Here is a 21,912-nt window from a genome sequence, read left to right on the forward strand (position 1 = left end):
GGAAAGCCTACGTCTCCGGTGTGCCGTCCGGCTCCGCAGCCGTGAGGAGGACGGTGTCCCGGCTGACCTCGTGGCCGCCGTCGACGGCGAACCAGCCTGACCGCTCGCAGTCGTGGCAGGAGACGAAGACCGCGGGCACCCCCACGGGGTTGGCCACGACGAGGCGAGTCAAGGAGGCGGAGGAGCAGTCCGGGCAGGCCGGTGGGCCGGCGACGGCGCCCTGGGGCTGGCTCAGCGAGCCGAGCGGGACCTCGGGAACGGCCGCCTTGCGACGACGACGGACCGGCTTGGCGGGGCCGCCCCCCTCGGTGGAGGCGCCCGGAGCGCTCGGTACGTCTGGCCCGTCGACGGTGACGGGTCGCGTGGTCTTGGTCATGCGGTCAGCCTTCGCCTCGAAGGACTCGCAGGTGCCCGCGGCGTGAGACCTCACCGGTCTGGACCGGCTCGGGATCAGCCAGATGCTTGGGACGCCCGGCCTCACGGACGGCGTCGGCCAGGGCGGAGAGGTCGTCCTGGGTGGGCCCCTGCTCGACGTAGGCAGGCGCCAGGCGCACGATCTCCCAGCCACGGGGCGCGGTGGTGCGCTCGGAGTGCACCTCGCACAGGTCGTAGCTGTGGGGCTCGGCGTGGACGGCCAGCGGTCCGAGCACGGCGGTCGAGTCCGAGTACACGTAGGTCAGGGTCGCCACGGCGGCGCGCGCGCAGGCAGTTCGGGAGCATTGGCGTACGGGGATCACAGCACACACCGTAGCCCCCTGGCCGCCCACCGACGGTCTCCCACGCCGGAGTTCCAGGTCACACCACGTCCACCGGTCCATCACTGTTCCCCCACCCTTGCACGGTGCGGCGACTACAGTGGCTCAGATGAGCCCGTCCTCCCTGCCCACCCGCCGCCGCGACCGTCGTGGACGCGGTCTGCGCGGTCCCGTGCTCCCTCCCACGGTCCCGGCGCACCGCACCCGCGCGGAGAAGTTCGACGAGTGCGTCCTGGTGACCGTGCAGCGCCTGGAGATGTCATGGGGCGCAGAGCTGGTGGGCACCGAGTTCGCCGTCGAGGACGTGCCGCCCTCCGACCCTGCTCCGTGGGAGCACGGCGGTGTGCCCATGGGACGCTACTTCCCGGCCGAGGCCGGCCAGCCGGGCCGCGTGGTCATCTACCGCCGCCCCATCGAGAACCGCGCATCCGACCCGGGCGACCTCATCGACCTGGTGCGGGACGTCGTCGTCGAGCAGGTCGCGCACCTGCTCGCGCGCTCACCGGAGGAGATCGACCCGCACTTCCGCGATCTCGGCTGACGGTCTGGGCGACGAGCCGGCTCAGTCGAGCGGCAGCCCGACCGCCGGCGAGCGGCGCACGGCCACCTCGCCGCTGGTGACCACCGGCGAGGTGGGCAGCACCACGGAGATCGAGCCGGAGACGTCAGGGGCGGTGAGCAGCACCGACCAGTCGAGGGTGACGCCGTCATTCGTGTCATCGGCATCGGCATCGGCATCGGCATCGGCATCGGCATCGGCATCGGCATCGGCATCGGCATCGGCATACGACACCACGGCGACTGCGCCGATCGCAGCGCCCTTGCTCAGCGTGGCCGGGTCGATCACCAGCGTCTGACCCGTGGCGAGGCTGATCGTCTGGGTGCCGACGAGGGCCCCGTCGGTCCCGTAGACCCGCAGCTCGCCGCGGTCGACCGGGGTCCACTCCGCAGCTCCCTGGTCAGCCTCGGCTGACTCGGCCTCCCCGGACGCGTCGGATGCAGGAGTCTCGGTCTCGGTCTCGGTCTCGGTCTCGGTCTCGGTGTCGGTGTAGACGATCGGCACGTCCGCGGCGACGTCGAGCCCGTCCGCGCCGTCGATCTGCGCGGGCAGCGCCGTCAGCACGACGCGCGCCTGGGTGCCGTTCGGGATCGCGGCGATCCCCGTGGCAGACCGGTCGTGGCGGGCGGCGACCCAGGCGCGGTCCGTGGGCGTCCCGACCACCGGCTGGTCAGGGTCGGCGACGCCGGTCCGAGTCATCTGCGCCCCGGCCACCACAGGCGTGTCGGCCTGCACCACGACCGTGTACGTGCCAGCAGGCAGCCCGGCCAGGCTCACGTCGGTCACCGCGCCGGCCTGCAGCTCGACGGTCTCCGCGCCGCGCAGCACCTGCTGACCCTGGGCACCCAGCACCCGGATCGAGGCGGTCCCGGCGGACTCAGGCGCCAGCAGCCGCAGCAGCGCGACGTCGGTGTCAGTCACCTCAGAGACCTCGACCGTGACGGCGCTGAGCACCTGCGCCGTGGCGGGCTCCGCGCCGGCGGTGACGTAGTCCACCCCGGCCGGGGTCAGCCCGTCGAGGACCGTGTGCTGCAGATAGGCGGTCACCAGGGCCCCGCTCGCGGTCACCCGGGCCACGAGTCGGTTCTGCTCGGCGGCCAGCCCTCCCAGCAGGGTGGTCACCTGTCCCCCGGGGGGCACCAGGTAGGTCGAGGGTCCGGCGAGGGTGAGCTCGCCGCCGGCGCCCCACAGGTCGACGGTGACGGTGGCCGGGGTGCGGCTGGGGTTGGACAGGACCAGCTCGGTGGTCGTCCCGAGCTCGGTCCCACCACCCACGAGCCACTGCGTGATGCCCGGGTCCTGGCACGCCGCGGCCGCGAGGCCGCGCAGGTCTCCCGCAGAGGTCACCGAGGCAGAGGCGGCGTAGGCGGCGGCGTCGTGCGTGGTGGAGGCGACGCTGCGCACGATCGTGGCGGTCGTGACGTCGTCCAGGCTGAGCTGAGCGCTGGGGTCCGCTCCGCGCAGCACGCGGGAGGTCTCGTCGGCCGACTCCGCGGCGGCGCCCGTCCCGGTGAAGAGCTCGAGGGTCGAGGTGGTCTGCGCGCCGAACAGCGACGTCTGGACGGTGGTGCGCGGGGCGACCGGAGAGGACCCGAACTGGGCGTCCCCGCTCCCGCCGGACCCTGCCTCGTCCGCCGTGAGGATCTCCCCCGCCAGCGCCACCGGCGCCGGGCAGACGAGGGTCGTCCCCTGGGCACCGAGCGCGACCGGCTCCCCCGTGACGTCCGCGTGCCCGCCCTGGCTGAACAGGTCCCCTCCGACCACGGTCAGCGCCGCGGTGACGGCGACGACGGTGACGGCCGAGAGCACCCGCCGCGCGCTCATCGCACGCCCCGACGGCGGCGGACGGGCACGGCGAGCAGGACGAACACGACGATCACAACTCCTTGGAGGACGAGCCACGGGGTCCGGCTCGCACGCTCGTAGCTCACGGTGAGGTGCCCGCCGTCGGCTCCCAGGGCGAAGGACTGGCGGTCGTCGCCAGCGACGGCGCGCAGCGGGACGCCGTCGAGCGCGCCGCGCCAACCAGGCGCGGAGTTCTCGGCGAGCACGAGGACACGGTCGGGGTCGCCGTCGGGGATCCGGGCGTCGATCGACAGGTTCCCGGCCGCGACCGGGACCACCACCTCGAGGGTGCCGGCGTCGCCGGGAGCGTAGATCCGCGCCCAGGACGGCTGGTCGATGAGCTCGAGAGAATCGTCGGGGGTCACCCGCCAGATGGTGCCGGACTCGTTCTCGGTGATCCGGGTGACCCCGGGCACGGTGTCGATGCGGGAGACGAGCTGAGCGCGGGCGAGGTCGTCGGAGGGCGGCACCAGCACGGCACCGACCGCCAGGGCGGCGAGGTCCTGCGCCTGGCCGGAGTCCATCCCGGCCGAGGTGCGAGCAACAAGCTCGGCGACGTCGTCGGGCCGGCCCGCCAGGCCGGCGACGTCGACCACGGCCGAGGAGTCGGTGAGCTGCGGCCCGTCGCCGTGCAGCAGCTGGTAGGCGAGCGATCCGTCGGCACGCGCCTCGAGGACGAGCACCCGGGCCTGGCGGCCCGAGGACTGCATCTGCTGGCCCACCGCCGGCACGATCGCCCGGTCGAGGGCACGCAGCGTGACGGTGGAGTCCTGCCCCGAGGCGTGGGCCGCCCAGATGCCCACCCCGGCCAGCGGCACCGCGGCGACGAGCACCGCGCCGGTGGCGAGCATCACCTGACGCCAGCCGAAGGTGTGCGTGAGGGCTTTCGTCGTCAGGCCGTCCAGGCCCAGCACCGCAGCCCCAAGCAGCCCGAGGACCAGCACGGACACCCCCGCCCCGGACCAGCCGGTGACGGTCGACTCGGTTCCGACGGCGACCACGGTGGCCGTGGAGGCGAGCGCCGCTGCCAGGCCGAGCGCGGCGACGGCCCAGCACACGCAGGCGGCCCGGCCCCGACCGCCGAGGCGCACCAGCCCGACGCAGGCCGCGATGACCAGCGTCGCGCCGTAGACGTAGGGCGCGTAGGTGCCCACCTGCCCCCACACGCCGTCGGCGGTGAACCACGCGTCCGGGTCGACCGGCAGCGCCAGGAGCTGGCGCCAGGCGGGCGCGCCCGTGGAGGCGAGGGGCAGACCCGGGTCGCCCAGCAGGATCCGCCAGCCCCCGCTCGACCACGTGACGACCGCGCGGACGATCAGCGGTCCCATGAGGGCGAGGGCGGGCAGCGGGATGAACGTGAGGTAGCGGCGGTGGCGCGGGGCACCGACAGCCACCACGACGAGGGCGAGGATGCCCGGCACGAGCAGCACCGGTGCACCGGCGACGACGACGGCGAAGGCGAGGGCCGCCGCGCCGAGCGCGGCGACGGAGGGGTGGTTCGTGACGGGTGCGAGCTCGGGAACGCGTTCGCGCAGTCGCTGGTCGGCACGCTCGGCCGCGCGCAGCCGCTGCCGGCCCCAGGTGTCACCGCGTTGCACCCCGATCGCCCGCGCCACGGCCAGGGCGAACCACGGCAGCGCGGCATGCGCGAGGACCGCACCCAGACGCCCCTGCCCGACGCCGAGCAGCAGCGAGGGCGCCGCGAACCACATGGTCGCCGCCCAGAACCGCAGCGCCACCGAGCGGGTCGCAGCCCCTGCGGCGAACCAGCCGCCCAGCCCGGACAGCACGAGCGCGCCGACGACGAGGAGGTTGACGGCGAGCTGGAGGTTGCCTCCGGTCAGGGCTGCGACGGGGGCCAGCGCGGTGAGCAACGGGTCGACCGGCGCTGAGGCACCGAGGCCGTCGCGGATCCAGCCGCCGGAGATCGCCTGCCAGAGGTCGGACAGCCCTTCTCCGGCCGGCTGCAGGGCCCCGCCGATGACGGCTGACCCGTCCGTGACCGAGCGCAGCACCGGGCGCAGCGCGATGACCGTGGCGGCGCCGGCGAGGAGGACGACGCCCAGCGCGGTGAGACGACGGCGGCGGGCGGTGGCGCGGATCTCCTCGCGGTCGAGCTCATGCGGGGCACCGGCGGCCTTGCGCCGGGCGGCGCTGGCGAGCCGGCGGTCCTGGTGGGCGTCGACGACCTCCCGGGTGGTGGCCATGAGCGGGGTGAGCAGGCTGCGTCTGGCAGACGCCGTCCTGGCCGCACCGAGCCGGGTGGTGAGCACCCGCGGCAGACGGGTGAACAACCAGAGCGGCGCCCAGAGCTCGTCGAGAGCGTGCCGGGGCACCTTCATGGTCACGCGGTACAGGGCCCGCACCGGCGCCGCCAGCACGGCACCGACGAGGAAGAAGGGCAGCAGCCAGGCGGTCATGCCGGTGGCGAGGAAGTAGAGCTGCGAGCGCAGCCGGGCACCGAAGGTCGTGTCTCGCTCGGTGCTGCGGTCGGCGCCGCCGGTGAGCGTGGCCTGGGCGTGGCGGACGACCGCGCGGGGCACCACGACCACCCGGTGCCCGGCGAGGCGGACCCGCCGGCACAGGTCGAGCCCGTCGCCGAAGACGCCGTAGGTGGAGTCGGTGCCGCGCATCTGGGTCCAGACGCTCAGCCGTACGAGCGCGCCGGTCAGGCCGACGGCGAGGACGTCGTCGCGGAAGTCGTGCTGGCCCTGGTCGACCTCTCCCGGCTCGACGCCGGTCATCCGTCGGCCGCTGCGCGAGACGGTGAACCCGACCTCGATGAGCTCGTCCGGGTCGTCCCAGCCGACCTGCTTGACGCCGGCGACCGCGACCGAGGCGGTGTGCTCGAGGGTGCGGAGTAGATGGCCCAGCGCGTCCGGCGCCGGGGCACTGTCATCGTGGAAGAACCAGAGCCACTCGGTGTCCACGGCGGGGGTGAGGGTGCGCAGCGCCGTCGTGACGGCGGCGCCGAAGGAGCGGGCACCGGGGGCACGGACGAGCGTGACGCGGGAGGGAGTCGCCGCGGCGCCGGGCGGCTCGGGAGCCAGGTCGGGGGGCAGCTCTGCGCTGGAGTCGGCCGAGGCGTCGACGACGATCACCCGTGCGGGGCCGGGGTCGCAGGCCAGCACCGCGCGCAGGGAGTCAGCCAGGTACGGCGTGGTCCCGCGGGTGACGAGAACAGCGGTCACAGTGCCCTCGAGGGTCTGGACCGCGGCGGCTGGTGCCGTGGGGGTGGTGGCCGGAGAAGTCATACAGTGGTCCATAGTGCCTCACCCGCCGGCCAGATCCGTGGAGCTGCCGGGTGTGGCGCGCGGCGACGATCAGATCGCGCGGCGCTTGAGCTTGCGGCGTTCGCGCTCGGAGAGGCCGCCCCAGATGCCGAAGCGCTCGTCGTTCTCGAGGGCGTAGTCGAGGCACTCCACCCGCACCTCACAGCTCACGCAGACCTTCTTGGCCTCACGAGTCGATCCCCCCTTCTCAGGGAAGAACGCCTCCGGGTCCGTCTGTGCGCACAGCGCTCGCTCCTGCCACCCCATGACGGAGTCTTCGTCCAGCGTGGCGAAGAGCGGCAGCACGGGTGCAAGTGGTTCGCTCGCTCCGGGTCCGCGCAGAGCGTCCGTGGGAAAGTCCCCATCCCCATCGAGCAGATTCCACATGCGCGCCCCCTCAGTGCAATGACCAGTGTCTCGACCCTCGTCGGTGTGCCGTCCCGACCGCTCCCCACGCAGCTCTGCGCAGTTCCGCACGGTCGGTGCCAAACCGTTATGTGAAATTACACGCGTGTCATCTCTAGGAGTCAAGCCCAGATGTGCTATTTGGTGACGCAGGTGGGGTGAATTCCGCGACACGCCCACATGGACACGCTCTCTGACTACGATCGGAGCATGACCTCCACGATCACCGAGCTGCTCACCCTGCTGTCCCGCGACGGCGGACAACCGCGCCTGACGTGGTACGGCCCGGACGGCGAACGCATCGAGCTGTCCGGTGCGGTCCTGGTGAACTGGGTCACCAAGACGACGAATCTGCTCGTGGAGGAATTCGACGCCGAGGCCGGCGTCGTCGTGGCCACGGACCTGCCGCCGCACTGGCGCACCCTCGTGTGGGCGCTGGCGACGTGGCGGGCGGGGGCGGAGCTGCGGCTGGTCGAGCCGGACGCTGCCGACGGCGATGGATCCGACGCGGTCGACGCCGGCGTGCCCAGCCCCGCGCTGACCGGCGCGCCTGACGTCGCCCTTACCGCCGACCCCGCGCGGTGGGCCCCCCGCCCCGGCGAGCGCAGATCACGCACCGCGATCGTGGCCGTGTCGCTGCCCGCCCTGGCTCGCCGCTTCGACGGCGAGCTGCCCGCCGGAGCCGTCGACGCGGCGTCGGCCGTGATGACCTACGGCGACCAGCTCGGCTACGTGCCCCCGGGCGACCCGGGGACGACTGCGCTCTCGGGTGCAGGCGTGCCGCTCGAGGTCGACCACGCGGCACTGCTGGGGTGGGCGGACGAGCACGCGGGCGTGACGGCGCGCGACGGCGCGCGGGTGCTGCTGCGGACCACCGCGGCGCCCGGTGGGGTGGCCGCCCTGCTCGCCGGAGCGGTGAGCGTCTGGGCGGGCGGCGGTTCGGTCGTGGTGCTCGCACCGGCGACCACCGGTGCGATGGAGGCAGACCCGGAGCGGCTGGCGCGGTTGGTGGAGACGGAGCGGGTCAGCGGGGCATAGATCGCTATCTGCCCGGATGCCGGCCGACCGGTCGTGCCGACAACGCGCCCAGGCGGGCCTGCCTCGGGCGTAGACGGCGCACCCTCCCCCGGCCGCGATTATCCATTGGGTGTCGGTGCCCGGAAACGGCTTCTCCCCTGGGTATCGTGACCACGAGCGCCGGGCACGAGGGCCTGGAATGTGCGGACCTTTCAACCTCGCCCCCGCCATCCACCCCTCGTACGCCCCGCAACCCAAGGGAACCTTGATATGAAGCGCCACACGATGTTGGCCGCAGTCGCTACGCCGCTCCTCGTCCTGACTTTCGCGCTCGGCGCCCAAGCGATCGCCTCGGACCCAATCGCGCCGAGCACCGCCTCCGACTCGCCCGGGGAAAACGACGACGGTGCGCCCACCACGGAAGACGCACCGTTGCCGGACGCAATCGTCCCTGAGGGCGAGGCTGTAGACCCAGACATCGATCCGGATCTCGCCCCATCCGCTGACCCGGCACTGGCACCGGCCAACGTCCAGATCACGATCGCGGCGACCGACATCGTCCCGCAAGCTATTCTCGTCAGCGGATTTGTCCCCGGAGTCGAGTCGTCAGGGACCTGCACCCTGAGCTTGGTCCGAGACTCAGAGATCTTCACCGTCGAGGGCACCGCGGAGCCCGACGCGACAACCACCGTCTGCGGCGGTTTGACGATGAGCACCGCTGGGTTCACTCCCGGGACATGGGACGTAACCCTTGCCTACACCTCAGACACCCAGACTGGCATCAGCTCTGCGACACAGGTCACCATCCGATGATCGCTGCGCGTCCGTCCACCCTGCGACGCAGGACGACTCTTGGCACGGTCTTCCTGCTCCTGGTCTTGCTGGCACCTGGTGTCCTTGCCACTCCCCCGGCGCAGGCCGCCAGCTTCAGAGCCGGCATGATCATTTCCGACGGAGTCTTCTACAACTCGTCATCGATGTCCGCCGGGCAGATCCAGACCTTCCTTGACCAAAAGGGGTCGGCGTGCCGCCCCGGTTCAACAGGCACACCGTGCCTCAGAGACTTCCGGGAGACGACCTGGACCCGCACTCCGGACACCAGATGCACCGGACAGTACACCGGGGCAGCAAACGAGTCTGCCGCTACGATCATCGCCAAGGTGGCCACGGCCTGCCGGATCAACCCGCAAGTTCTCCTTGTCCTGCTCCAGAAGGAACAGGGACTGATCACTGCGTCCGGCGAGTACTTGACTCCGCGCCGTTACCAGGCAGCAACCGGCTATGGCTGCCCAGACACCGCGCCCTGCGATGCCGAGTTCCGTGGGTTCTACAACCAGGTCTACAAGGCAGCCTGGCAGTTCCGGAGCTATGCGCTCACCCCCTATTCCTGGGCCCACGTCCCGGGCCGCACCTCGCAGACGATCGCGCTGCATCCCAGTGCCACGTGCGGCAAGGTCAACGTCTACATCGAGAACCAGGCGACCGCAGGCCTGTACAACTACACCCCGTACACGCCCAACTCGCCTCTGTTGAATGGCCGCCCAGATGGCTGCTCGAGTTACGGCAATCTCAATTTCTTCAACTTTTTCACCGAGTGGTTCGGGTCGACCCAGTATCAAACCTCGGGCGCGATCGGTGCCGTCTGGCAGGCGAACTCCGGGCTCCTTGGAGCAGCCACGGGAAACGAGCGCCCCGGGCTAGCCCAAGGCGGCTCGATGCAGAACTTCGCGAATGGGACGGTCTATTGGAGCCCAAGCGCGGGTGCCTACATGGTTCGCGGCGGCGTTCTCGCCTATTGGGGCACCAGAGGATGGGAGAACGGGACACTCGGCTACCCCACGACCAACGAAAAGCTCTTATCCCGTCTCAACGGAACAGTCCAGAGCTTCCAAGGAGGTCACGTCTACTGGAGCCCCGCGGGCGGCCCCCAGGTGGTGCTCGGCGCGATGTCCACTCGATGGGCCTCCATGGGCTGGGAATCTGGACCTCTGGGATATCCGATCACGTCAGAGAAGTCGCTCCGCGACGGCGGCGCTGTCCAGGCTTTCGAGGGCGGCCACATCTATTACAGTCCCCCATACGGCGCGCATGCTGTGCGAGGGGGCATCTATCAGGCCTGGGCTGCGCGCGGATGGGAGCAAGGACTGGGCTACCCGACCGTGAGCGAGCGGGGTGGACTCGTCGCCGGCGGCTCTGTCCAGAGCTTCGAGCGTGGAGCGATCTATTGGACCCCGGCGCACGGCACCAAGGCTGTCTCGGGAGCGATCCTCAGCTGGTGGGGCGCCAACGGGTGGGAGAACGGGCGACTGGGTTATCCGACCTCGGCTGAGGTCGTCTCCGGTGCCACCATCTATCAGACCTTCGAGCGTGGGCGCATCACCTACAACAGCGCAACGGGGAACATCACGGTCCGATAGCGGATGCAGTTTGCCGACGGGTGCGGTCCAGCAATGGCCGCACCCGTCGGCCCCATCCGCCTCCACGTGCTCAGGAGCCGCCGAAGGTCGCGCGGACGTGGCGACGGTACAACCAGGCGTACCCAGACGGGGTCACCTTCATAAGCAGTGCACCCGTCACGATCACAGGAGCTTGAGGCAGGTGCCTCACGAGGGATGCCAGCCGAAGCCGTTTGCGGCAGGCTCGAACGACGTCGCGGTCGTGAGCGGTCTTCGGTGTCTTGATGAGCGCCCGCTGCGCAAAGCTCAGCGTCAGGAAGACCATCGCGAGGTCCACGGCGCCCGACAGGTCTGGGTCACGGCCGCGGCGAGCCTCACCCAGCAGGGCCTCGCGAAGGTAATGATCGGCGGTGTCGAGCTCCTCGACCGGCGGGACAGCGCCCCAGGTGACGGAATCAGCTCGCACGTAGTACAGGTAGACGGGGATGTCGACGACGCGCACCGTCCGTGCGGCCGCGGCCAGCACAGGATTCGTGAGGAAATCCTCGTTGATGATCCCTTCGGGATACTTCACGGCCTCATACAGGGTGCGGCGGATGAGCTTGTCGCACGTGAACGGAGTGATCTTGTCCATCAGGCCAAGCTCGGCCGCGCGCCGTCCGGGAAAGTCTCCGGTGACGACGGGATGCCGCTCGCGACGAGAGCCATCGGGGCGAACGTACACGACATTGCCGACAACGATGTCGACCTCCGCGTCCAAGACGCCGGTCAGCGCTGCGAGGTAAGTCGGCAAGTACTCGTCGTCACTGTCAACAAACGCCACGAAGTCACCCCGCGCCAGGGCGACGCCGGTGTTGCGAGCCGCCGCCGCGCGCCGATTCGACTCATGTCGCACGTAGCGGACACGCGAGTCTCCTCCGCGCTGCTCCAGGTGCGACCTGACGAGTTCGATCGACCCGTCGGTGGAAGCATCATCCACCAAGATCAGCTCGAAGTCCTCGAGGGTCTGGTCGAGCACGCTCCCAACGGCTCGCACGATCGTGTCCTTGGCGTTGTACACCGCCATGATGACTGAGACCTTCGGCATCGCAGCCTCCCCGATTGCCTTCACTTGTCAGGCTGAGGGTCTGGCAAGATCTCCGGACCAGCACACGTCACGTCGCCCTGGCCTCGCCCCCCGCCGGCACCAGGGATCCCCGAATCATCGAGCGTGCAGCGGATCAGCGCGATCTCCTCAGCGAGAGTTCGGGACTGCTCCTCCTGGGCAGACAGTGCAACGCTCAGCTGAATACACACCGACAGCAGAATGACGATAGCCACGGCGAAGACAAGGTTCGACGGAGTCTCGACGCCGACGAGCCGCGCGAGGGATACCGCCAGGTTAGGCCAGACCCCCACGATGACGATGCCCACTCCGAGCACGATCCACATCGCCGCGTACTTCTCGCGGATCCGTCGGCTGCGCAGGAGTGCCACCAACAGGAAGACGACGAGGACCGCAAGGCCAATGACAAATCCGTAGCCGCTCACGCTGGCCTCTCTTCTGTGGGGATGCCGGGCCGGGTGAGGGCGATTCCCAGGGCCAAGAGCGCTCGGACCAAGAAGACCGCTGCCTTCACGGGGCTGTGCGAAGGCCTTCCGCCTGCGCGAGGCCGCATGCTCACACCAGTCTGATCCACCGTTAGGCCACCGCGGGCGGCGATCACAAGCGCCTCAACCGTGTCACCGAGGTACTCCGCTGGATACGTGGTCGAGAACAACGAGATAGCCCTCGGCCCACATGCCTTGAAACCTGAGGTCGTGTCGGTGAGCTCAGCTCGGGTGACTCTGGAGAGGATGACCGACAGAACTGTCATGGACCACCGACGGGGACCGCGGGTCTGATAGTCGCCTGCCCCGGCGAACCTTGCCCCGATCATCACGTCCGCTCCCGTCGAGACGAGGGCGTCGAGGATGGTCGGCACCTCCTTCGGCGGGTGCTGACCATCCGCATCGAGCTGGACCGTGTAGGTGTAGCGGTTGCGTGCGGCAAACTTGTAGCCGGCGCGCATAGCGCCGCCGACGCCAAGGTTGATCGGCAGCTGGAGAACGCGGACACCTTTGGCGCGGGCGACCTCCGAGGTACGGTCTGTGGAGCCGTCGTCCACGACGACGACGTCCACGGACGGCAGCTCCGCTGCAACCTCGTCGAGGACGTCCCCCAATGTCTCCTCTTCGTTCCAGGCAGGAATAATGATGAGCACACGCTCGTCTCGGAAGTCGGCCATGCGAGTCATCCTACCGATCCTGGCACCCGGGCCCGGACGAGCGCCCAGGTGTGGATCGCCACACCGACGAGCGGGCTGACCCACAGGCTGAGCAAGACGCGCTGCTGCAGCGTCCCCGGCAACAGGAGCATGACGACCGCCATGATGCTCGCGATCGCCCACCCTGCTGAATATGCTCGGTGACGGCCGAGGGCAAGCACGGCCGTCCCGGTCAGAGTGAGCAGCGCCAGCAGAGCGCCTGCTGCGGTGAGTCCCGCGAGCACGGCCGACCCGATCGTGTAGTCGAGGAGGACCTTCATGATCCAGGGACCGATGAGTGCGGCCAGACCGGCACCGACGGCCGCTACCGCGGCGACAATCCCCACCACGACTGTGAGGGTCCGAGCACGCCTTTCCGGGTGCTCGACGAAGTGCGCGATCGCCACCCCCTGGAAGGTATTGAGCGGGAGCAGAAGCGGGGCCCGAGTCAGCGAGATGGCCATGATCAGCGGCGCTGCCTGCTTGACGATGTCATCGTCCGTGGTGAGCTGGATGAGCACGGGGAATCCGACGACGAGCACGGCGGTGGAGGAGGAGGCGATGAGCGCGTGGCCCAGCCCCGAGAAGTAAGCCGGCGCAGGACGGTCTGCGCGCATCTTCAGGGTGCGTCGGCACTGCTCACTGCAAGACAACGCCAGGAGCCACGCCCCCGTGGCCATCGCAGTGGCAGCCATGTAGCCGATCAGCGTCACGCTTACTGCTGCCACGACCGCCACCAGGACTAGCCTCACAGCGGATTCGAGGGCGACCGCCCTCGCGTAGACACTCCACAGTCCGGCTCCTGCCAGCGCGCCCGTGACCGAGGCGTGCCCCGAGAAGGCGAGCGCGGCAACTGCTACGAGGATCACACCGGCCACTGTGTGCTCGGAGAGCACATGTGCGGACCACAGCGGTGACGAGGCAAGGACGACTACGGCGATGAGCCCGCCGACCGCGAGACCGACGGGAACCACCCGCACCCGACCCCGACCCCCAAGCCTTTGATCAACCTCGAGTCTCCCCAGCCCACTCATACCTGCCCGCACGGCCCGGGTCGTCTCGTTCTGGATGCCGCCGGTGATCCCGAGGACGGCGAACAGAAGCGACCAGAACACGAGAAAAGAGGCGGTGTCCGCCTCGGAGAGTGTGCGTCCGACCGCGATCTGGACGATGAACCCGGATGCGGCGACGAGCACCCCGGCGAGCGCCACGCCACGGGCCCCGCCGCCGTTCAGCTCTCCTGCGGGCGTCGAGAAGGGAACCGGTTCGGTGCTCAATCGACGATCCGGAAGAGCTGTGCCCCACCGACGCTGGCGACCAGCTCGAAGGCGGGGTTGTCCTCTAGATCATCGAGCCCGGGCGAGCGATTCATCCCGTGGATCGATCCCTCACCGACGACGACGTACTGGATGCCCTCTTCCTCGACTGCAGCTCGAACCTCAGGGTTCGTGGCGAGCTCATCGAAGCGGAAGAGCAGCAGTTCCTGGGTCGGAGCGAGTCCGGGCTGGTTCGGCACTGCGACGGCCATCCCTCCGAAGAATGGGCGCAATCCCTCCATCGCGAGCATCCACGTCGACCCGTCCAGCGGGTCGTTCATGACGAACTGCCCTTCCGGGATGATCTCTGCCGCCTGGTCCCACAGCTCGAGGTCGTCCTTGTCGACTACCGCGCCGCTCTGGAAGTTCCAGTACATCCGGTCGGCGTTCTGCCTCGCATATCCGCCGTGGCTGGTGACGAGGAACGCGCCGATCAGGGCAACACCGACGATGGCCTTGGATGGGGCGCTTCCTAGCGGTGTCCGGTCAGCGAGGACCCGGGAGCCGTTCCGCAGGATCATCTCGACACCAACAGCCGCCAGGACGACGACGAAGATCGCAACCATCGCAGCGAAGCGCCAGCGATCGTTCCACCATGGGGCTGTCAGTTCCTCGAGCCTGTGATAGTCATAAGCCGCAGATGCTACGAACAAGCCCAATGCGATAGCCCCGGAGACCCAGAACCACCACAGTCCGCGGAGCCGTCTTACACCGAACACCCCGATGACCGCGAGGACGACAATCGCCCACTGGGGCCCTGTCCGTGCGTGGTTGAGCAGTAGAGCCTCGCCGACCGCCTGGCCTGCAGTCTCGACAGCGGGCCAGTCCTGTCGCGCACCGGTGCTAGCTGCCATGGCTGACAGCAACGGTGAGATAGCCACAAGCACTGCCACCATGCCGACCGCGACGATCGTCAGCAGGTCTCCAACCACCAGACGCTTGCTGGTGATCCAGCGCTGGATCGCCCACGGCGCCAGGAAGATCATGGCCGTGTATGCCCCGCTCGGGTGGACCCCCACTGTTCCGCCTGCCGCTAGACCGGCGACGACGATCATCCCGCCTGTGCGCGTGGTGAGCGTCTTGTCGACCATGACCACGAGAGCCGGTACGAGGGCCAGTCCGACGGCGAAGGGGATGAGGGGGCCCCGCCAGAGAGTGTCAAAGACGAGCGCCGAGGGCATCGCCACGAGGATCGCAGCGGCGCCGGCGATGACGGGCTCGCGCGTCATCCGTAGAACGAGGGCCGCAATACCGAAAGCCAGGAAGACTGCGACCAAGAGAGAGCCTGCGTTGAGCAGTTGCGGGACCGAGTGCACCCCAAGGTCCCACCCGACCGATGCGAGACCATGCCAGGTATTCGGGTAGAAGAAGGTCTCGGCCGTCTCTCGGTTGTTGAGCTGCGCGACGGTGGACTGAGCCATGTCCTGGTTGTCGGCGATCCAGCGGACAACAGCGGCGTGGAACACACCGTCCCAGTCCTGGTTGATCGCATTGAGCGATCCCATCCCTCGGCGCAGAACCGTCGCTCCGAAGAGTCCTCCGACGGTTGCGCAAGCAGCTACTGCGGCATGCACGCGCCATGACCAGACCGGTGCTGCTGCCTCACCCTCCGCCGTGGCTCCAGACGGAAGAAGCTGGGGGACGAAGGCGGTGACCGCCACGACCACCCCGATGGTCACCGCCGTGCTCAGCAGTAGTCCTAGGATGGACCATGGCACGCCGAGTGCTGAGCATGCGGCCCCGCCCCACGTGACCACACCGTAGGTGACCAGCGGTGATGCGACGAGGACCCAGCCGCGCTGGCGCGCCGCGAGCATTACCGCGCCGCCGGGGACCACCGCAAGGAGAAGGCTCGCGCAGACGGCCCAGATCTCTTCGAACATGACTGATTCTCTTCCCTAGTTGCTGCCGACAGCGCCTGCTGACGGCTCGCACGAGCGGCACCGTCGTGAGCTGGCGCCGCTGGTCCCCACGCCCGTGGACCAGTCGCTCAGGTGGTCGTGACTACCTCTCAGCGGCCTGCGGCCTGCTCGGCGTCGATCCATTCCGCGAGTGCACGGATACCGTCTCGCAAGGACACCCGAGGCTCCCAGCCCAGGACCTTCTTGGCAACCGTCACGTCTGCCCAGGCATGCCGCACGTCGCCGTTGCGGAACTGCCCGGTCACGTGCGGCTCGGGTGCACCGTAGTAGTCGGCGATGATTGACGCCGCAGTCGCGATCGTCTGCACCTCGCCCGAGCCGATGTCGATCGCTTCGGGGTTCACCTCGGCGCTGAGGGTGGCCGCGAGCACCGCGCGAGCGACATCATCGATGATGATGAAGTCTCGGCGCACCTCGCCGTCCTCGTAGAGCGGGATCGAGGCACCTTCCTTCGCGAGGCGGCAGAAGAGCGACATGATCCCGGTATACGGGTTGATCAGCGATTGCCCGGGTCCGTAGACGTTCTGCAGCCGCAGGACAGCAGCTTCAACACCGTAAGACAACGCCCAGGCACGCAGGATGTCCTCCTGGGTGAGCTTGGTCGCGCCGTAGACGCTCACCGGGGCCGGGAAGACGGTGCCCGCGCGCATCGCGGTCGGCTCGGCCTGGGCGAAGTCCCACTCCCCGCGTTCGAGCTGGGCAAGAGTGCGCTGACCGGGATAGAAGACCTCACCATTGGAGTTGGAGCGCACCCAGGCGCCTTCTCCGTAGACGGCCCGACTCGATGTGAGCACGATTCGGCGCGGCAGCTTCTTGTGACGGTTGAGGGCATCGAGCATCTGCGTCGTGCCGACGACGTTGACCAGCGCATGACGGGTCGATTCCTCGAGGGACTGCCCCGTGCCGGTCTCTGCGGCCAGGTGCACGACGACCTCGGGGGTCACGTCTGCAAGCAGCCGGTCCCAAGCGGCAGGGTCGGTGATGTCTGCCTCGAAGAGCTCGACCCTTGGGTCGAGGGTGTCCGGGCGCGAGCGGGAGGAGTGGATCTGTGGATGCAGGTTGTCGAAGGCGATGACCCGCGAGAATGCGTCAGCTAGGCCTCCTGCGATCGCAGTCCCGATGAATCCCGCACCCCCGGTGACGATGACCGTCCCGGCGCTCGAGGTACTGTCGGTCGATTCAGCCATGATGTAGTGAACTCCCTGTTCTTCGTCGCGCCCGGGACGTCCCGAGCGAAGATCGTCCCGCGGGCGACATCCGCCCTCGGGGTTCAGCGGTTGGTGAAGGCGTGCGCGGCAAGGACCTTCGCACCTGCGATATTGCGTTCGAGCAGCGCCTTGGGCAGCAACGTCAGGGCATGAGCACGCGAAGTGAGGTGCAAGCGCGCCGCCAGCCTCGCCCGACGCCAGCCCAAACGTTGCATCTGAGCCGCCGCGAAAGTGAAGTAGTCTCGTTCTCCAACGAACCGGGACCCGTCACCGAGCTTGGCAGACGACGCACTGGCAGAGTGCCGTCGGTAGGAGAAGCACACGGTCGGTTCGATGAGCAGCGGACTTCCAGAACCGATGAGATCGATGACGATCGCGAGGTCCTGGATGATCGGGAAACCCTCCCGGAAGTCGACCTCAAGGAGCCGCTCACGCTTGAAGGCGAGCGAGGGCCAGTAGAGCCAGTCGGCTCGCAGGAGGCTCGCGGCGAGCGGCTCCCCCGACAGCACGCGAGGAGACGACGCCCGCGGCATGGTGAGCTTCTGCTTGACAGCGTCGACGAGCGTCTGGCCGACGGCGCCCTTCTCGTCGATGACCTGAACCCCGGGCTGGATGAGGTCCGCATCAGGGAAATCTCGGTGCGCCCGCAGAATCACCTCGACGTAGTTCGGCAGCAGCACGTCGTCGCAGCCCAGGATCATCATCATGTCCTGCGTCGCGAGCCGCACGCACGTCCGGTAGTTCTCCGTGATGCCCTTGTTGACCTCGTTACGCACGTAGGTGATGCGGGGGTCGGTCAACGTGGCAAAGTACGCCGCGACCGACTCATCAGGATATGCGTCGTCGACGACGGTCAACAACCAGTCGTCGGAGGTCTGGGCGAGCACGCTCTCGACCGTCTCACGAAGCATCTCAGGATCTCCCCAGAAGGGGACGAGGATGTCGAGGGTCAAGAGAGCCGCCTTTCGCGGTGGTGCGGGGCGCGCGCAGGCGAGTGCGCGACGCCAGTAAGTTCATCACTTTAGCCTAGGGAACTGAAGGCCCGGTTCGACGAACGGACCGCCTGCAGTCGCGCGCTCCTCAGCCGAGAAGGCCCAGCAGATACGTTCCGTACCCGGACTTCACGAGCGTCTCGGCGCGCTCGCGCAGCTCGTCGTCAGACAAGAACCCCTGACGCCATGCGATCTCCTCGGGGGCACCGATCTTGAGCGCTTGGCGTGCCTCGACCGTGCGGACGAAATTCGAGGCATCGGTCAGAGAGTCGAAAGTCCCCGTGTCGAGCCATGCGGTTCCGCGCGGGAGGACCTCGACGTGCAAGCGGCCAGCCTCGAGGTACGCCCGGTTCACGTCAGTGATCTCGTACTCACCACGCGCAGATGGTTCGAGAGTACGCGCGATCTCGATGACGTCGTTGTCGTAGAAGTAGAGGCCCGGGACCGCGTAGTTGCTCTTCGGATGGGTCGGCTTTTCCTCGAGGGAGAGTGCCTTGAACTCATCGTCGAACTCGACGACGCCGTATGCCTGGGGCTCAGCGACCTGGTAGGCGAAGACGGCGCCTCCATCGATGTCCTTGAACCGCGCGAGCCTGTTGCCTAGACCAGGACCATAGAAGATGTTGTCGCCGAGAGCGAGCGCCGCTCCCTCAGAACCGACGAAGTCTGCGCCGAGGACGAACGCCTGGGCGAGACCGTTGGGCTCAGGCTGGACGGCATAACTGATCGATATGCCGAACTGGGATCCGTCACCGAGGAGCCGCTCGAACTGCTCGGCGTCTTGCGGCGTCGTGATGATGAGCACATCCCGGATACCCGCCAGGAGGAGCGTGGAGAGTGGGTAGTAGATCATCGGCTTGTCATAGACCGGAAGAAGCTGCTTACTCACGCCGAGCGTGATCGGGTGCAATCGCGTGCCTGATCCGCCGGCCAGAATGATTCCTCGCATGGGACATCATTGTGCCTCATGTCTCCGGCCGAGGTGCCAGTCTCAGGGGGCGTGTTACGGCCCCTCGAGACCGCCGGGCGCCCGGGTCTGAAAGACTGAGCCGATCTCTACGACGCGAGCTCTCTCGCCGTCGCCCGACAAGAACTAGGAGACCCCGTGCGTTGGATCGTGACCGGAGCGAATGGAATGCTCGGGCAGGACCTAGTACGACTGCTGGAGGGCGAAGGCGAGTCCGTCGTCGCCTTGGGACGCCCTGACCTGGACATCACCTCGCCGGAAGCCGTTGCCACGGCTGTGCAGGACGTCGACATCGTCGTCAACTGCGCAGCTCACACCGCGGTGGACCTGGCCGAGACAGACGAACCGGCTGCCTTCTCGATCAATGCTGCCGGTCCCTCGTACCTCGCTGCCGCCGCACGCCGGGCCGGCGCCCGCATGATCCAGTTCTCGACAGACTACGTGCTCGCCGGGATGCGTCCCGTGTCCGGAGCACATCCCGAAGACGCCCCACTCGCTCCGGCATCGGCCTACGGCCGCACCAAGGCCGCCGGCGAGTGGGCCGTGCGCGCCGAGGCCCCAGACCACCTCATCATCCGTGTGGCCTGGCTCTATGGCGAGCACGGCGGGTGCTTCCCCAAGACGATCGCGCGGGCGGCCGGCCTTCGAGAGACACTCGACGTCGTCGAGGACCAGATCGGGCAGCCGACCTGGACAGTTGACGTGGCTGACCTCACTCTTCGGCTGGTGCGCGCACAGGCTCCGACTGGCACGTATCACGGCACGTCCTCGGGCGAAGCGTCGTGGTACGAGTTCGCCCGGGAGATCGTGGAGAGCGCGGGCTTCTCGGCTGACAAGGTTCTGCCGACGACCAGTGAAGCCTTCGTGCGCCCAGCGCCTCGGCCCTCGTACTCGGCCCTTAGCCACCAACGGCTGATCGACGTGGGCGTCCACCCGATCGGGCCGTGGCGGGAACGTTGGGCTGCCGCAGCACCCGCCGTCCTCGACCAGGGCTAGCGAGCCAGCGAATCGATGTATTTTCGCACGTCCGCCGCGTCCGGGAGCAGCCCGGACGCGGCTGCTGCCTCAAGGGTCGGGGCGTCGCGATCCTTGTCAGAGAGGACGTACGTCAGCGCCTGTCCGTCCCGGCCCTGAGTGGGCCAATCGATGCCGATCCTCGGGTCTAGCGGGTCGATCCCGTGCTCACGTCCAGGCGCGTAGCCGGTCGAGCACAAGTACATGACGGTCGAGTCGTCCTCAAGAGAGAGGAACGCATGTCCCAGGCCTTCAGGGATATAGATGGCACGTCGGTCGACGTCATCGAGCAGCACGCTGTCCCATTGCCCGAAGGTCGGCGATCCGACCCGGACGTCGACGACTACGTCGAGGACAGCTCCGCGGACGCAGGTGACGTACTTCGCCTGCCCAGGCGGTACGTCGGCGAAGTGGATACCCCGCAGTACCCCGGCCGCCGACACCGAGCAGTTGGCCTGCTGGAGGTCGAGGGCGTGCCCGGCGATCTCTTCGAGGTCGCTCGAACGGAACCACTCCAGGAAGGTCCCCCGAGAGTCGCTGATCAGTTGGGGAGTGAGTTCCCAGGACCCGGCTACGGAGAGTTCTCTGGTCAACATGCCTGACGGCCTCCTAGAGAGAGAGTTTCTGCTGAGCGACGTCCACCCTTGCGCAATGACCTACGCAGCCTACGGCACGGTCGCTCGACAGCATGGCTCGTCATGGGCTACGAACTGCCGGGGTGCGTCGTCGACAATCCCGTTGGCCCAACCCGGAACCCTGAGGCACTCACTACACATACCGCTAGATAGCGGGCTCAGCTCGCGCGATGGCTCGTACCCGATGGGTGTCATAGGTGCGCACGTGGCGCATGATCGGGCGCTCGAGGTACAGCCAACTAGCGGTCGCCGGCACGACGACGAGCACCGCTGTGAGTACGAAGTACAAGCCGAGATTCTGGTGCAGCCCGTAGTACGCGAGGAGCTGCTGGATCGGAAACGTGTAGATGTATACGCCGTAGGAGATGTCGTTCGTGGCAAAGAGTCGTGGTGAGGGGATGATGGAGGCTAGCCACAGGATAGACACCGCGAACAAAGGCGCAGCCAGCTGAGCCCCCCAAGCAGGCCACAGGACTACGCAGAAGTATGCAATCACCCCCGCGCCGATCCCAGTCACCGCGCGCAGCGGGATCCTGCTGCGAAGCATGTAGACGAGGGCGCCGCCGAGGAAGAACGGGAGCAGCTTTGCCATCATGACCGCGTCGAAGCTACCTCCAAACAGGCGATCGACTGCACCCACCTTGATCTGCGCCAGAACACTCACTGCGAAGGCGATCGCTACCGGCCATGGCGACCTCTTGACGATTGGTATCACGGCGAGGAACCCTACGAACAAGTAGCACAGGAACTCGTAGTACAGCGACCACAGCGAACCGTTCCACGCTCCGGGATACGGGATGCCCACGGGGGTGCCTGCGATCGAGTAGTCCCCCATCCGGAGGAACATGTTGGAGTACAGATAGTTGATCGGCGTGTTCGGCGTCGTCAGGTATCCCGAAAGAGTGCCATTGGTCTTGTAGTACCCGATCGGGGCGAAGATCACGACAGTCACGACGAGACACATAAGAAACGCTGGAAATATCCGCGCGATGCGGTGGACAAGGTACTCCGCCATGTGCGTCCGCATGCGACTAGCGGTGATGAGGTAGCCACTGATGATGAAGAACCCGGCTACTGCCCAAGCACCGAGACCTTCTCCCTGCCACGACGGCGCGGTGCGACCGGCGAGGATACAGCCGTGCGCGATGAGCACCCCCAACGCGAGGACCAGCCGGAAGATGTTGAGGCTGTTCTTGCGGGGGTCCAGCTCACGAGGGCTGAGCATCGAACGGAAGCGATCATTCGGCTGAGTCACTGACATAGTATGACGTGCACCCCGGTCCGGAGCCACAACCGTAGCCGGATCCACACCGTCCAGGAGGTC

Annotated in this window: 20 protein-coding genes; 5 read left to right on the forward strand and 15 right to left on the reverse strand. The window is 68.1% G+C overall.

The window, feature by feature from the left end:
* Positions 1-7 precede the first annotated feature (7 nt).
* A complete protein-coding gene (locus tag SS2_RS13705; protein ID WP_174523204.1) occupies positions 8-376 on the reverse strand; it encodes a hypothetical protein in 369 nt (122 codons plus the stop codon).
* 4 nt (positions 377-380) lie between these two features.
* Entirely contained in the window at positions 381-737 is a 357-nt protein-coding gene (locus SS2_RS13710) for a DUF3499 domain-containing protein (protein ID WP_066465076.1), read from the reverse strand.
* Between the two features lie 127 nt (positions 738-864).
* Between SS2_RS13710 and SS2_RS13715 the strand changes: the two genes are divergently transcribed.
* Positions 865-1,296, forward strand: coding sequence for a metallopeptidase family protein (locus SS2_RS13715; RefSeq protein ID WP_083942248.1), 432 nt, complete (start codon positions 865-867; stop codon positions 1,294-1,296).
* A 21-nt stretch (positions 1,297-1,317) separates the two neighbouring features.
* Here SS2_RS13715 and SS2_RS13720 read toward each other — a convergent pair whose 3' ends face one another.
* From SS2_RS13720 to SS2_RS18160, 3 genes are all read right to left on the reverse strand, one after another.
* A complete protein-coding gene (locus SS2_RS13720) occupies positions 1,318-3,138 on the reverse strand; it encodes a DUF5719 family protein (RefSeq protein WP_157607346.1) in 1,821 nt (606 codons plus the stop codon).
* A complete protein-coding gene (locus tag SS2_RS13725) occupies positions 3,135-6,413 on the reverse strand; it encodes a glycosyltransferase (protein ID WP_066465080.1) in 3,279 nt (1,092 codons plus the stop codon). Before SS2_RS13725 ends, SS2_RS13720 begins: the two co-directional genes overlap by 4 nt.
* 69 nt (positions 6,414-6,482) lie before the next feature.
* Entirely contained in the window at positions 6,483-6,818 is a 336-nt protein-coding gene (locus tag SS2_RS18160; RefSeq protein ID WP_066465082.1) for a WhiB family transcriptional regulator, read from the reverse strand.
* Between the two features lie 228 nt (positions 6,819-7,046).
* Here SS2_RS18160 and SS2_RS13735 point away from each other — a divergent pair, with 228 nt between their 5' ends.
* The 3 genes from SS2_RS13735 (at position 7,047) to SS2_RS13745 (ending at position 10,270) form a co-directional block, all read left to right on the forward strand.
* Positions 7,047-7,874, forward strand: coding sequence for a TIGR03089 family protein (locus SS2_RS13735; protein WP_066465801.1), 828 nt, complete (start codon positions 7,047-7,049; stop codon positions 7,872-7,874).
* A gap of 249 nt (positions 7,875-8,123) precedes the next feature.
* Positions 8,124-8,666 carry a hypothetical protein gene (locus SS2_RS13740; RefSeq protein ID WP_066465086.1) on the forward strand — a complete coding sequence of 181 codons (543 nt, stop codon included), beginning with the start codon at positions 8,124-8,126 and terminating at the stop codon, positions 8,664-8,666.
* A gap of 125 nt (positions 8,667-8,791) precedes the next feature.
* Positions 8,792-10,270: an LGFP repeat-containing protein gene (locus SS2_RS13745; protein WP_169796309.1), complete on the forward strand. Its 1,479-nt coding sequence runs from the start codon at positions 8,792-8,794 to the stop codon at positions 10,268-10,270.
* A gap of 70 nt (positions 10,271-10,340) precedes the next feature.
* Here SS2_RS13745 and SS2_RS13750 read toward each other — a convergent pair whose 3' ends face one another.
* From SS2_RS13750 to rfbA, 8 genes are all read right to left on the reverse strand, one after another.
* Complete coding sequence (locus SS2_RS13750) at positions 10,341-11,336, reverse strand: glycosyltransferase family 2 protein (protein ID WP_157607347.1); 996 nt, start codon at positions 11,334-11,336, stop codon at positions 10,341-10,343.
* A 20-nt stretch (positions 11,337-11,356) separates the two neighbouring features.
* Entirely contained in the window at positions 11,357-11,779 is a 423-nt protein-coding gene (locus tag SS2_RS13755) for a DUF2304 domain-containing protein (RefSeq protein ID WP_083942252.1), read from the reverse strand.
* Positions 11,776-12,516 (reverse strand): glycosyltransferase family 2 protein, encoded by a 741-nt coding sequence (locus SS2_RS13760; RefSeq protein WP_439646321.1) that lies wholly within the window; start codon positions 12,514-12,516, stop codon positions 11,776-11,778. Before SS2_RS13760 ends, SS2_RS13755 begins: the two co-directional genes overlap by 4 nt.
* A 5-nt stretch (positions 12,517-12,521) precedes the next feature.
* Entirely contained in the window at positions 12,522-13,811 is a 1,290-nt protein-coding gene (locus tag SS2_RS13765) for a hypothetical protein (RefSeq protein WP_157607348.1), read from the reverse strand.
* Positions 13,808-15,733 (reverse strand): DUF6541 family protein, encoded by a 1,926-nt coding sequence (locus SS2_RS13770; protein ID WP_157607349.1) that lies wholly within the window; start codon positions 15,731-15,733, stop codon positions 13,808-13,810. Before SS2_RS13770 ends, SS2_RS13765 begins: the two co-directional genes overlap by 4 nt.
* Positions 15,734-15,861: 128 nt before the next feature.
* Entirely contained in the window at positions 15,862-16,959 is a 1,098-nt protein-coding gene (locus SS2_RS13775; protein WP_066465098.1) for an NAD-dependent epimerase/dehydratase family protein, read from the reverse strand.
* Positions 16,960-17,042: 83 nt separating this feature from the next.
* On the reverse strand, positions 17,043-17,933 hold the full coding sequence (locus SS2_RS13780; RefSeq protein ID WP_066465100.1) for a glycosyltransferase family 2 protein: 891 nt from the start codon (positions 17,931-17,933) through the stop codon (positions 17,043-17,045).
* A gap of 127 nt (positions 17,934-18,060) precedes the next feature.
* A complete protein-coding gene (rfbA, locus tag SS2_RS13785) occupies positions 18,061-18,921 on the reverse strand; it encodes a glucose-1-phosphate thymidylyltransferase RfbA (RefSeq protein WP_066465102.1) in 861 nt (286 codons plus the stop codon).
* A gap of 156 nt (positions 18,922-19,077) precedes the next feature.
* On the opposite strand from rfbA, the gene rfbD reads away from it, so the two are divergent.
* Positions 19,078-19,935: a dTDP-4-dehydrorhamnose reductase gene (rfbD, locus tag SS2_RS13790; protein WP_066465104.1), complete on the forward strand. Its 858-nt coding sequence runs from the start codon at positions 19,078-19,080 to the stop codon at positions 19,933-19,935.
* On the opposite strand, the gene SS2_RS13795 is transcribed toward rfbD, so the two are convergent.
* Positions 19,932-20,549 carry a dTDP-4-dehydrorhamnose 3,5-epimerase family protein gene (locus tag SS2_RS13795; protein WP_066465106.1) on the reverse strand — a complete coding sequence of 206 codons (618 nt, stop codon included), beginning with the start codon at positions 20,547-20,549 and terminating at the stop codon, positions 19,932-19,934. The genes rfbD and SS2_RS13795 overlap by 4 nt on opposite strands.
* Before the next feature lie 184 nt (positions 20,550-20,733).
* The gene (locus SS2_RS13800; protein ID WP_169796310.1) at positions 20,734-21,843 is read right to left on the reverse strand and encodes an acyltransferase family protein; all 1,110 of its coding nucleotides are present in this window, start codon (positions 21,841-21,843) and stop codon (positions 20,734-20,736) included.
* Positions 21,844-21,912: the final 69 nt, after the last annotated feature.

The sequence above is a fragment of the Sanguibacter suarezii NBRC 16159 genome (genome assembly GCF_001552735.1).
Taxonomy (GTDB): domain Bacteria; phylum Actinomycetota; class Actinomycetes; order Actinomycetales; family Cellulomonadaceae; genus Sanguibacter; species Sanguibacter suarezii.